This is a genomic window from Cereibacter ovatus (assembly GCF_900207575.1).
In the GTDB taxonomy this organism is placed as follows: Bacteria; Pseudomonadota; Alphaproteobacteria; order Rhodobacterales; family Rhodobacteraceae; genus Cereibacter_A; species Cereibacter_A ovatus.
The window spans coordinates 118769-131250 of record NZ_OAOQ01000003.1 but is presented as its reverse complement, the minus strand read 5'-3'; the positions used below and the strand labels follow the sequence as shown (position 1 = coordinate 131250).

Here is a 12482-nt window from a genome sequence, read left to right as displayed (position 1 = left end):
TCTGTCTAGGCAATCGGGGACCGGGAAACAAGGTGCGCGCTCTGGTCCATCCCCTGTTGGCCCTTGCCGAGGCGCGCGGGTTTCTGTTTCCGTGGGTGCCGGTCTTTCTGGGGATCGGTATCGGCATCTGGTTCGCACTGCCGCAGGAACCGGGCTGGCTTTACCTTGTCACGGGGGCGCTTCTGGGGGCGGGCATCGCGGGGCGACTGCGGGCCCCGGAACTGCTGCACCCGCCGATCGTGGCGCTGGCCTGTATCGCGGCGGGCTTTCTGGCCGCCGGCGCCCGGGCGCATCTGGTCGAGGCGCCGATCCTTGGCTTTCGCTATTACGGCCCGATCGAGGGGCGGGTGGCGGTCATCGACCGTTCGCAATCGGATGCGATGCGGCTGACCCTTGACCGCGTGGTGCTGGAACGCACCCCACCCGAACGCACGCCGGAACGGGTGCGCCTGACCCTGCACAGCGGGCAGGTGTTCGACCCGGAACCGGGAATGGTGGTGATCCTGACCGGCCATCTTGCCCCGCCCGAAGCCCCGGCCGAGCCCGGCGGTTTCGATTTTCGCCGCATGGCCTTTTTTGATCGGCTGGGGGCGGTGGGCTACAGCCGCACGCCGGTCCTGATGCTGGAACCGGCCGAGGCCGGGGCCCATCCGGTCAACCGCCTGCGAACCCGGATCCGCGTGGCGGTGCAGGACCGCTTTCCGGGCGAGGCCGGGGCCTTCGCCGCCGCCGTCCTGACCGGCGACTATGCGGGGATCAGCCGCGCCACGATGGACGACCTGCGCAATTCGGGCCTTGCGCATATCCTTGCCATTTCCGGCCTGAACATGAGCCTGCTGGCCGGCTTTGTCTTTGCCGTGGTGCGCTATGGCCTTGCGCTGGTGGCGCCGGTGGCGCTGCGGGTGAACACCAAGAAGATCGCGGCTGCGGCGGCCTTTCTGGCCACTGGCATGTATCTGCTGATGTCGGGCGGCAATGTCGCCACGCTGCGGGCTTTCGTGATGATCGCGATCATGCTGGCCGCGGTGATGGCCGACCGCCGGGCGCTGTCGATGCGGACCTTTGCGCTGGCCGCCACCGCCATCCTGCTCTGGCAACCCGAGGCGTTGCTTGAGGCCGGGTTCCAGATGTCCTTCGCTGCCACCGGCGCGCTGATCTGGGGCTTCACCCTGCTGCGCGACCGCATCCATCCGCGCACCATGTCGCGGGTGGTGGCGCCGGTGTTCATGCTGTTCCTGTCCTCGCTGATCGGGGGGCTTGCGACCGGCCCCTATGCGGCGGCGCATTTCAACCGGATCGCGGTCTACGGGCTTTTCGGCAACCTGATCGCCGTCCCGATGATGGAACTGCTGGTGATGCCCGCCGCGGCCTTCGCGGCCCTGCTGGCGCCGATCGGGGCTGCCACGCCGGCGCTGTGGCTGATGGAGATCGGGGCACGCTGGATCCTGTGGGTTGCGCATTGGGTGGCGGCGCTGCCGGGATCGGCGGGGGCCGTGCCCGCGCCCGGGCCATGGGTCTTGCCCGTCCTGACGCTGGGCGGGCTTTGGCTGATGCTGTGGCGCGGCCGGGCGCGGTTCGCCGGGCTGTTGGCGATGGCGGTTGCGGTCTGGCTGTGGACACAGGCAGAGCGTCCGCCGCTTCTGGTCGCCTCGAACGGTGCGCTGGTCGGCCTGATGGGCCCTGAGGGCCGCGCCCTGTCCACCCCGCGCGGCGGGGGATTTGCTGCCGCAAGCTGGTTGGAGAATGACGGCGATCTGGTCGATCCGGGCACCGCCGCCGCGCGGCCCGGCTTTGAGGGGCCGCGCAACGCGCGCCGCTTCCGGCTGGGCGAGATCGCGGGCGTCGCGCTGAAAGGCAAGGGCGCGGCCGATCTGGTGCCGGGCCTGTGCGCCGAGGCGGGGCTTGTGATCCTGGCCGCCCGATACGAGGGTCCGCCGCACGCCGGTTGCCTGCTGATCGACGAGGCGATGTTGCGCAAGACCGGCGCGCTGGCGATCTGGCCGGGCAGCGACGGCCCGATCCTGCACCCGGCCCGAAACGCCCTGCGGATATGGAGCGGCCGCCAATAAACACCCGTGCGGCCGCCAAAGCCCGCCGCCTCGGCGGGGGAGAACTGGCAAGGGGTGATGTGGGCGGTTACCCCCTTGCCGCCAAAGCCCGCCGCCTCGGTAAGGGGAGAACTGATGACGGATGATGTGGGCGGTTACCCGCCAGCAGCCAAAAGCCTGCCGTTGCGGCGAAGGCACATCGGACGATGAATGGCCGGGTGGCTGACGGTAGCAGCCGGAACGGCCAAGACAAACCGCGCCGGCAAGCCGGTCCTGCGATCAGGCCCGCATGCCAGACCAATCGCCGCTACGGTTCAGTAGCTGCGGATCAGACCCACCAGCCGACCCTGCACCTTGACCAACGCTTCCGGATAAACTTGCGTTTCATAGGCGGCATTGGCCGGTTCCAGCGCGATCATGCCGCCGCGCCGGCGAAAGCGTTTCAGCGTCGCCTCGTGATCGGCGACCAGCGCCACCACGATATCGCCATTGTCGGCGGTCTGCTGTTCGCGGATCACCACGATGTCGCCATTGTTGATCCCGGCCTCGATCATCGAATCGCCCTTGACCTCAAGCGCGTAATGCTGACCGCGGCCCGACAGCATGCTGCCCGGAACCGTGACCGACTGCGCCACGTCCGAGATCGCCTCGATCGGCATGCCGGCCGCGATCCGGCCCAGCAGTGGCAGATCAAGCGCATGGACGGTGTCCAACGCCATCGCGCCCTTTGGCGGCTCAGGCCGGTCGCCCTCGATCACGCGGGGGGTGAAGGCGGGGCGTTCCATCGCCTCGGGCAGTTTCACGATTTCCAGCGCGCGGGCGCGATGGGCAAGACGGCGGATGAAGCCGCGTTCTTCCAGCGCCGTGATCAGCCGGTGGATGCCCGACTTGGACCGCAGATCCAGCGCATCCTTCATCTCGTCGAAAGACGGCGGCACCCCGTCGCGATCCATCCGCGACTTGATGAATTCCAGCAGTTCCATCTGCTTGCGTGTCAGCAACGGGCTACCTCCGCGGCAAGGTTCACCGACTGTTCTGCCCGTGTTCCCGTTTCGTGTCAAGCGTCCAGCGGGATGAAGGTCACCATCTCGCCGGGCGCGCGGGCCCGATCGCCCGGGGGCCGCACCAGCAGCGCATCGGCCTGCGCCAGAAGCCTCAGCAGCGCGCTGTCCTGCGAGGCGAACGGCTCGATCCCGGGCAGACCATCGCCGGGCAAGAGACACGCCCGCATGTAATGCGCCCGCGCCCCGTTTGCGGGCAGTGGTGCGGCCAGAACGGCGCGGCGTTCGGGCGCCGGGGCCGCAGGCAGACCCAGCATCGCCCGCACCATGGGCAGCAGGAACAGATGGGCACAGACCACCGACGACACCGGATTGCCCGGCAGCCCCAGCATCGCCACGCCGTTCAGCCGTCCCGCCATCAGCGGCTTTCCGGGGCGCATCGCGATCTTGTAGAAGGCGCGTTCCAGCCCCATGTCGGCCGCAACCCGGCCCACAAGGTCATGGTCGCCCACCGAGGCGCCGCCGATCGTCACGATCAGGTCGGCGCCCGATGCCAGATCCAGCACCATGCGCAGGTCGGCTTCGGTATCGCGGGCGATGGGCAGCATCCGCGCGATGGCGCCTTCGGCCTCGACCAGCGCCTTCAGCGCGAAACTGTTCGAGGCGATGATCTGGTTCGGGCGGGGCGCTTCGCCCGGCATCACCAATTCGTCCCCCGTTGCGATCAGGGCGACCACCGGCCGGCGCGTCACCACCACGTCGGGGATGTTCATCGCCGCCAGCAACGCCAGATCGTTGGGACGAAGCCGGCGCGGCGACAGGCTGTCGCCAAGGCGGAAATCCTGCCCGCGCGGGCGGATGTTGATGCCGGGGCCAGCATCGGCGGTCAGCCGGATGCTGTCCCCGTCGGCGGCCACATCCTCTTGAACCACCACGCGGGTCGCGCCCTGAGGGACCGGCGCGCCGGTGAAGATCCGCACCGCCTGACCGGGCAGAACCGCGCCGGCAAAGCCGTGACCGGCCGCAGCCTCGCCCACCACGGCGAAGGTTTCGCCCACCTTCGGATCGCCGATCAGCGCATAGCCATCCATCGCCGAGGCATCGAACGGCGGCTGATCGCGCCCGGCCACCGCCGGTTTCGCCATCACCCGGCCCGCGGCTTCGGCCAGCGGCACGGTTTCCACCGCGAGCGGCCGGGCCAGCGCCAGCGCGCGTTCCAGCGCCTCGGCCACCGGGATCATGGCGTGACCTCGAACCGGCCCGACTTGCCGCCATCCTTCAGAACAAGGCGGATGTCGCTGATTTCCATGGTCTTTTCAACCGCCTTCACCATGTCGTAGATCGTCAGACAGGCAATGCTGACGGCTGTCAGCGCCTCCATCTCGACGCCGGTCTGGCCGCTGGTCTTGACGGTTGCCTGCACCACCACGCCGGGCAGCGCGGGGTCGGGGGTCAGGTCCAGCGCGACCTTGGTGATCGGCAGCGGATGACAAAGCGGGATCAGATCGGCGGTGCGCTTGGCCGCCATGATGCCGGCCAACCGCGCCACCCCCAGAACGTCGCCCTTTTCGGCCCGGCCTTCGGTCACCAGCGCCAGCGTCTCGGGCGACATCCGCACCGCCCCGCGCGCCACCGCGATCCGCGCCGTCACCGGCTTGTCGGACACATCCACCATATGCGCCCGGCCGGCTTCGTCGAAATGGCTGAGCCCCGCCATCACGCCCCGCCCTGGGCGGTCAGGGGGCTGGCCAGCAGCGCGCGGGTTGCGGCCTCGACATCGGGTTGCCGCATCAGACTTTCCCCGATCAGGAAGCAGCGCGCGCCATAGCGGGCCAGATCGGCCAGATCCTCGGGGGTGTAAAGCCCGCTTTCCGACACGATCAGCCGGTCTTCGGGCACCCGCCGCGCCAGATCGCGCGTCACGTCCAACGAGACCTCGAACGTGTCCAGATTGCGGTTGTTGATGCCGATCAGCCGCGATTTCAGCGCCTCGGCACGGGCCAGTTCCTCGCGCGAGTGGACCTCGATCAGCGCATCCATCCCCCAATGGGTGGCTGCGGCCTCAAGCTCCAGCGCCTGTGCATCCGAGACGCTGGCCATGATGATCAGGATGCAGTCGGCCCCCAGCGCGCGGGCCTCGGCGACCTGATAGGGGTCATACAGGAAATCCTTGCGCAGGCAGGGCAGGGCCACCGCCTCGCGCACCTGACGCAGATAGTCGTCGGCCCCCTGAAACGAGGGGCCATCGGTCAGCACCGACAGACAGGTGGCGCCGCCGGCCTCATAGGCGCGGGCAAGGGACGGCGGGTCGAAATCGGCGCGGATCAGCCCGCGCGACGGGCTGGCCTTCTTGATCTCGGCGATCAGCCCGTAGCCGGTCGCCGCTGCCGCCACCAGCGCATCGGCGAAGTGGCGCGGCGCAGGGGCCGCGCGGGCCGCATCCTCGACCACGGCCAAGGGCCGTTCTGCCTTGCGGGCGGCGATCTCTTCCAGCTTGTAAGCCTTGATGCGGTCGAGAATGGTGCTCATCCCGCCGTCCTTTCCATTTGTCGTAAGCCGGTTCAGCCGGCGTTGGTGATCCGGCCCAGCAGCGCGACCTTGGCCTTGGCCGCCCCGGACAGGATGCTTTCAAGGGCAAGGGCCGCCCCGTCCTTCAGGTTTCCGGCCTTGTCGGCCACAACCAGCGCCGCCGCCGCATTCAGCAGAACCGCATCGCGATAGGCGCCCGGCGCCCCGTCCAGCAGCGCGCGCAAGGCGGCGGCATTCTCGGCCGGGGTGCCACCGATGATCGCCTCGAACGGATGGACGGGCAGGCCGGCCTCTTCGGGGTGGACATCGAACTCGTGGATCTGGCCGGCATCCAGCGCCGCCACCTTCGACGGTGCCGAGATCGACAATTCGTCCGTGCCGTCGCCGCCATGCACCAGCCACGCCTTTTCCGAACCCAGTGTGCGCAGAACCTCGGCCATCGGCCGGATCAGATCGGCCGAGAAGGCGCCTGTCAACTGCCGTGTCACGCCCGCGGGATTGGTCAGCGGGCCAAGGATGTTGAAGATCGTCCGCGTCCCCAGCTCGGTTCGCACGGGGCCGACGTGGCGCATCGCCGGGTGATGCATCGGCGCCATCATGAAGCCGATCCCGGCCTCGATCAGGCAGTCCTCGACCACTTCGGGGCCGACCATCACGTTCAGCCCCATTTCGGTCAGCGCATCCGCCGCCCCCGATTTTGACGAGAGGTTCCGGTTGCCGTGCTTGGCCACCACCACGCCCGCCCCCGCCACCACGAAGGCCGTCGCGGTCGAGATGTTCAGCGTGCCCTTGCCGTCGCCGCCCGTGCCCACGATGTCGATGGCGCCATGGGGGGCGCGGACCTTGTGGCATTTGGCGCGCATCACCGTTGCCGCGGCGGCATATTCATCCACCGTCTCGCCGCGGGTGCGCAGGGCCATCAGCAAGCCGCCCATCTGCGCGGGCGTCGCCTCGCCCTCGAACAGACATTCAAAGGCGAATTCAGCCTCGGCCCGGGTCAGCGGGCGGGACGCTGCGGTGCCGATCAGCGGCTTCAGCCGGTCGCTCATGCCGGCACCCGGGCGCTGGCGCTGTCAAGGAAGGTGCGCAGCATCTGGTGACCATGTTCGGATGCGATGCTTTCAGGGTGGAACTGCACGCCCTCGATCGGAAGGGTCTTGTGGCGCAGGCCCATGATCGTTCCATCCTCAAGCCATGCGGTCACTTCAAGGCAATCGGGCAGGCTTTCACGCTCGACCACCAGCGAATGGTAGCGCGTGGCCAGGAAGGGCGAGGGCAGGCCGGCAAAGACGCCCTGTCCCGCGTGATGCATGGCGCCCATCTTGCCATGGACGATTTCGTGGCAGCGCACCACGCGGCCGCCAAAGGCCTGACCGATGGTCTGATGCCCAAGGCAGACACCCAGAAGCGGGATCTTCGCCTCGGCCGCGGCGGCGGTCAGCGGCAGGCAGATGCCGGCGGCCGCGGGGTCGCAGGGGCCGGGCGACAGCACGATGGCATCGGGGCGCAGCGCCATGGCCGCCTGCACGTCCAGCGCGTCATTGCGGCGCACCACGACCTCGGCGCCCAGTTCGCCAAGGTAATGCACGAGGTTGTAGGTAAAGCTGTCGTAGTTGTCGATGAGAAGCAGCATCTTGCGGCACCCCGTGGCGATGTGGAGGATAGGGGGTGAACCCTTGCGACGGTCGCGTTATACATGGGCCGAGCGGCGCAGGGGCGTCAAGGGGATGAACGGCGCGGCGAACGCGCGAAATGCCCCAGACCGGGGCTGGCAGGAGTTGGGCCGATGAGCCGGGGTTTCCTTTCGGGCATTGTGATGGGTGGCGTCGTGGGCTGCGTCGGGCTGGCGGTGGCCTCGCAGATCGCGCGCCCGCCGGGCACGACATGGACCGCCGCCGCCCCGCAGGCGACAGCGGCGCCGCAGCCCGGCATGGTCGCCCCCCCGGCCGAGGCCCCACCCGCCGACCTGCCATCCGCCACCGCCCCCGCGGCTGCCGTGCCCGCCACCGATCTTTCCCCGCCCGCCGGGTCCGAATTCGCCCGCCCCCTGCCCGAGGCGGCGCCGGTCCTGCCGGGGGCCGATGGCGGTCTTGCCCGCGGCGCGGCGCCCGCGGTGTCGGTGCCGGCCGCGGCCGAGTCCCTTGCCCCCGACACCGCCAGCGCCGCCCGCCCGCAGCCGGTGCCGCTGGAGCCGGCCGCCCCGGCCGCGCCCGCCGTCGACGCTGATGCCCCGGCCCGCGCGCCGCTGCCGCTGGCCGGGGGTGGTGTGGTCCGTCTGGCCGAGGCGCCGCAGCCGGGCGTGCCCATGGCCGAGGCCCGGCCCTCGGCGGCCGATCTGCCGCCGCCGCCGCCGCTGACCCCCGAGGAAGAGGCGATGATCGCCAAAGCCGCCGGCGAGGCGGCGCTGCCTCCCGTGGCGCCTTCTGCGGTGCCGACCGTCGAGGCGCCGGCCACGCCGCGGATGCTGGAACCTGATCCGGCCAAGGTGCCGGGTGCGCCCGTCCTGCCGGGACGGCTGCCGCGCATTGGCGAGACGGATGCCGCCGATGCCGCCCCGGCCGACGATGCCGATCTGCCGCCGATCCGCCGCCATGCCCGCGCCTTCGCCAATCCCGACCGGAAGCCCGCCTTCGCGATCCTGTTGCGCGATACCGGCGGGCCGGGGCTTGACCGCGAGGCGCTGGCCGGGCTGCCGTTCCCGGTCAGTTTCGTGATCGACCCGCAGGCCCCCGATGCCGCCGTGGCCGCCGCGATCTACCGCGCGGCAGGGCAAGAGGTGCTGATGCTGGCCACCGGCCTGCCCGAAGCCGCGCGGCCCGCGGATGCCGAGGTGACGCTGGAAGCCGCCGCCGTGGCGCTGCCCGAGGCGGTGGCGCTGGTGGATCTGCCGCAGGGCGGTGGCTTTCAGGGCGCGCGCAGCCTGTCCACGCAGGTGGTTGAAATCCTTGCGGCGCAGGGCCGTGGCATCGTCACCCACGACCGCGGGTTGAACGCCGCCGATCAGGTCGCCCGACGCGAGGGGCTGCCGGCCGTGCAGGTGTTCCGCAGTCTGGATGCGGGCCAGGAGGATGCGCAGGCGGTGCGCCGCACGCTGGATCGCGCGGCCTTCAAGGCGGCGCAGGACGGGCAGGTGGTGGTGATGGGCGACACCCGCCCCGAAACCGTGAAGGCGCTGCTGGAATGGACGGTCGAAGGCCGTGCCGACACCGTGGCCCTTGCCCCGGCGACAGCGGTGATGCGCTGAAACGGCGGCCGGTCGGGATGCGCTGAAACAGCGGCCGGCCGGGATGCCGCATCGGCCACGCGCCGGGCGGTGATGCGACAAAGCGCCGGAAAGCCGGCAGGACCGCCTTGGACGGTGCTGAACGCTCCTGTCACGCAAAGCGGGGCGCGCGCCATTGCCTTGATGGCGTGCGCGTGCCCCCCCGCCGGCTGGCGCGGTCAGGTGTTGCCGCGGCGGGCGAACAGGCCGGCATCTTCGGCCGCACGGCGCAGTGCGCGGGCCTTGTTGACGGTTTCCTGATACTCGGCCTCGGGGTCGCTGTCATAGACCACGCCGCCGCCCGACTGGATATACAGCGTCTCGTCCTTCAGAACCGCCGTGCGCAGCGCGATGCAGAAATCCATCTCGCCGTTGGCCGCGAAATACCCCACGCCGCCGCCATAGACGCCGCGCTTTTCGGGTTCCAGCTCGTCGATGATCTCCATCGCGCGGACCTTGGGCGCCCCCGAGACCGTGCCCGCGGGCAAGCCCGCCAGCAGCGCCGACAGCGCATCGTGGCCGTCCGCAATCTCGCCCACCACGTTCGAGACAATATGCATGACGTGGCTGTAGCGTTCGATGATGAATTTCTCGGTCGGGCGCACGGTGCCGACCTTGGCCACCCGGCCCACATCGTTGCGGCCCAGATCCAGCAGCATCAGATGTTCGGCCAGTTCCTTCTTGTCGGCCAGCAGGTCGGCCTCAAGCGCGCGATCCTCTTCGGGGGTGGCGCCGCGCTTGCGGGTGCCGGCGATGGGGCGGATCGTCACTTCGCCTTCGCGCAGCCGCACAAGGATTTCCGGGCTGGCCCCGACGACCTGAAAGCCGCCGAAGTTGAAGAAGAACATGAAGGGCGACGGGTTGGTGCGCCGCAGGCTGCGGTAAAGCGCAAACGGTGGCAGGGTAAACCTTTGCGCCCAGCGTTGCGACGGCACAACCTGAAAGATGTCGCCCGCGCGGATGTAATCCTTGGCGCGTTCCACCGCGGCCTTGTAGCCGTCGTGGGTAAAGTTCGACCGCATCTCGCCCACCGGCGCCACATCGCCAAAGTCGCGCTGGGCGGGCGGGGCGCGGTCCAGATCGCGCAGCGCATCCATCACCCGCTCGGCCGCCTGCGCATAGGCGGCCCGCGCCGACAGCCCCGAGGCCACCCATGCCGGCGCCACCACCATCACCTCGCCCTTGACGCCGTCCAGCACGGCAACGACCGAGGGCCGCATCAGCACCGCATCCGGAAGCCCCATCGGATCGGGGTTCACCCCCGGCAGATGTTCGACCAGCCGGATCATGTCATAGCCCAGATAGCCGAACAGGCCCGCCGCGATAGGGGGCAGGTCGGCCGGCATCTCGATCCGGCTTTCCGCGATCAGTGCGCGAAGGGTGTCCAGCGGGTGGCCTTCCAGCGGCTGGAACGCAAGCGGATCAAAGCGCGCCTCGCGGTTGATGCGGCTTTGCTGGCCATGGCACTGCCAGATCAGGTCGGGCTTCATGCCGACGACCGAATAGCGGCCGCGGATCTCGCCGCCGGTCACCGATTCCAGCATGAAGGTATCGGTCCGCGCTTCGGCCAGTTTCAGCATCAGCGACACCGGCGTATCCAGATCCGCGGTCAGGCGGGCATGAACAAGCTGGTTCTGCCCGGCATTCCAGCCGCGCTCGAAATCTTCGAAAGAGGTCACGATCGGCACGGGAACACCTTAGCGGAACTGGCTGTGAACGGCAGAGATCGCGGCATCGTCAAGCGTGATGCCGGCCTCCTGCATGAGAGCGTTGGAGAACAGCGTCAGCGCATCCTGCGACAGGGCCTGTTCGATCTGCGCCGACAACGAGGCTTTCAGCGCCAGCGCCGCCTCGTCCTCGGTGGGCGCGGGCAGCACCGCATCCAGCCGCAGCACCGCGGCGAAGGGCGTGCCGTCGTCGACCCTGCCTTCGATGGGGCGGGCGGCGCCCTCGGCCATCGCGAAGGCATCGGCCACCAGATCCTGCGGCACGTTTTCCACAAAGCCGTCGCGGGCCATCGGGCCAAGGCTTTCGACCGCGCCGAAGCTGGCCGGATCGGCGCCGCCCTTCACCGCCTCGGCGATTTCGGCCGCGCGGGCGGCCAGCGCCTTTTGCAGCATGTCGGCGCGGACGGCGGCGGCCACCGCGTCCTTCACCGCATCGAACGGCTTCAGCGCCGGCGGCACCACCTGATCCAGACGCAGCGCCACCAGACCGCCATCGGCCAGTTCGATGGTTTCGGGGAAATCATCGGTGGTCAGGGCTTCGGCGGCGTCACGGAAGGCGGGATAGCCCGACAGCGCCGAATCGATGCCCGGCCCGAAGTCAAGCGTCGCCACCGTCATGCCGGATTCGGTCGCCAGTTCTTCAAGGTTGGCGCCCGCGGCCAGCAGGTCGTCGATCCCGGTGCGGCGCTGCGCGATGGCGCGGCGGGCGGCATCCTGCTGGAATTCCGCCAGAAGATCGGCGCGTGCCTCGTCAAAGCTGGTTTCCTGCGCCGCGATCACGCCGTTGATGCGAAAGAGCGCGGGGCCAAGGTCGGTTTCGACCGGGCCAGCGATCCCCGGTTCGGTCAGGGCAAAGACCGCCTCGGCCGCGCGGCCCAGTTCGTCGCGCGAGACATCGCCCATGTCGATGTCATCCAGATCCAGCCCGCGGGCGGCGACAAGGCTTTCGAACGTGGCGCCGGTGTCAAGCTGCCGGCGCGCTTCGGCCGCGGCCTCGGCCGAGGGGAACACCAGACGTTCGACCAGACGCCGTTCCGGCTGAACATAGTCGGCGCGGCGTTCGTCATAAAGGGCGCGCAGCGCGGCGTCATCGGCGGGCAGGGTGGGGGCCACCTGTTCGGGCAAAAGCGCGGCATAGGTGATGTGCTTGATCTCGGGCGCGGTGAAATCGGCAGGATGGTCCTGATACCACGCCTGAAGCGCCTCGGCCGACGGCTCGGGCAGGGGGGCGGTCAGACTGTCCGCGCTTAACCGCAGCAGGGTGAAGCTGCGCCGTTCTGCGATATAGGCGTGCAGGCGGTCAACCATCGGTGCCGGCGCGGCAAAGCCGCCACCGACCGCGCCGGTCAGCAAAGAGCGGGCGATCTCTTCGCGCAGGCCGGTCTCGAACTCGGGTTCGGACAGGTTGTTCTGTTGCAGGACCATGCGATAGGTCTCGCGGTCGAAGCTGCCGGCGGGGCCGAAGAAGCTGTCGATCCCGGTGATCTCGCGTGCCACGCGGGCGTCGCCCACCGACAGGCCCATCCGTTCGGCCTCGTTGGCCAGCGCCGCCTGTGCGACAAGCCGGCTGCGCACCTGCGCGTCGATGCCGAAGGTCTGCGCCTGATCCATGCTGATCGGCTGGTTCATCTGGGCGCCAAGGGCACGCATTTCCTGCTGAAGCGCGCGGCCATAGTCCTGCATGGTGATCGGGCGGTCGCCGACGCTGCCGATCCGGCCGGCACCGCCGTTGAAGCTGGTGACGCCGAACCCGCCAAGGCCCACCGCCATCAGGCCGACAAGGCCCCAGAACACCAACTGGGTGCCTTTCTTCTTCGGCTTGTGGTGCTCGATGCTGGTCAGTCGGGACATGGTGCGCCTTCCGGTTCGGGACGGTTGCGCCTGTCTAGGGCCTTGGGGCCGCCGGGGCAAGACG

General features: G+C 69.5%; 10 protein-coding genes. 2 read left to right on the top strand and 8 right to left on the bottom strand.

Features of this window, described 5'->3' with window-relative positions:
* Positions 1-32 precede the first annotated feature (32 nt).
* Entirely contained in the window at positions 33-2069 is a 2037-nt protein-coding gene (locus tag CRO07_RS05045) for a ComEC/Rec2 family competence protein (RefSeq protein ID WP_235840933.1), read from the top strand.
* A 293-nt stretch (positions 2070-2362) separates the two neighbouring features.
* On the opposite strand, the gene lexA is transcribed toward CRO07_RS05045, so the two are convergent.
* The 6 genes from lexA to CRO07_RS05015 are packed head-to-tail and all read right to left on the bottom strand — an operon-like array spanning position 2363 to position 7211.
* Positions 2363-3049, bottom strand: a complete 687-nt coding sequence (gene lexA / locus CRO07_RS05040) for a transcriptional repressor LexA (RefSeq protein WP_097029595.1) — start codon at positions 3047-3049, stop codon at positions 2363-2365.
* Between the two features lie 56 nt (positions 3050-3105).
* Positions 3106-4290 (bottom strand): molybdopterin molybdotransferase MoeA, encoded by a 1185-nt coding sequence (locus CRO07_RS05035; protein WP_097029594.1) that lies wholly within the window; start codon positions 4288-4290, stop codon positions 3106-3108.
* Positions 4287-4766, bottom strand: coding sequence for a cyclic pyranopterin monophosphate synthase MoaC (gene moaC, locus CRO07_RS05030; RefSeq protein ID WP_097029593.1), 480 nt, complete (start codon positions 4764-4766; stop codon positions 4287-4289). Before moaC ends, CRO07_RS05035 begins: the two co-directional genes overlap by 4 nt.
* Positions 4766-5578: an indole-3-glycerol phosphate synthase TrpC gene (trpC, locus tag CRO07_RS05025; protein ID WP_097029592.1), complete on the bottom strand. Its 813-nt coding sequence runs from the start codon at positions 5576-5578 to the stop codon at positions 4766-4768. Before trpC ends, moaC begins: the two co-directional genes overlap by 1 nt.
* Before the next feature lie 32 nt (positions 5579-5610).
* Positions 5611-6627 carry an anthranilate phosphoribosyltransferase gene (gene trpD, locus CRO07_RS05020; RefSeq protein ID WP_097029591.1) on the bottom strand — a complete coding sequence of 339 codons (1017 nt, stop codon included), beginning with the start codon at positions 6625-6627 and terminating at the stop codon, positions 5611-5613.
* Positions 6624-7211, bottom strand: coding sequence for an anthranilate synthase component II (locus CRO07_RS05015; RefSeq protein ID WP_097029590.1), 588 nt, complete (start codon positions 7209-7211; stop codon positions 6624-6626). The genes trpD and CRO07_RS05015 overlap by 4 nt, the downstream gene beginning before the upstream one ends.
* A 153-nt stretch (positions 7212-7364) precedes the next feature.
* On the opposite strand from CRO07_RS05015, the gene CRO07_RS19310 reads away from it, so the two are divergent.
* Positions 7365-8822 (top strand): divergent polysaccharide deacetylase family protein, encoded by a 1458-nt coding sequence (locus CRO07_RS19310; RefSeq protein ID WP_097029589.1) that lies wholly within the window; start codon positions 7365-7367, stop codon positions 8820-8822.
* Positions 8823-9019: 197 nt separating this feature from the next.
* Here the strand turns inward: CRO07_RS19310 and trpE are convergent, their stop codons facing one another.
* Both trpE and CRO07_RS05000 read right to left on the bottom strand, forming a co-directional pair.
* Positions 9020-10528 (bottom strand): anthranilate synthase component I, encoded by a 1509-nt coding sequence (trpE, locus tag CRO07_RS05005; RefSeq protein ID WP_097029588.1) that lies wholly within the window; start codon positions 10526-10528, stop codon positions 9020-9022.
* A 9-nt stretch (positions 10529-10537) separates the two neighbouring features.
* On the bottom strand, positions 10538-12418 hold the full coding sequence (locus CRO07_RS05000) for a peptidylprolyl isomerase (RefSeq protein ID WP_097029587.1): 1881 nt from the start codon (positions 12416-12418) through the stop codon (positions 10538-10540).
* Positions 12419-12482 lie beyond the last annotated feature (64 nt).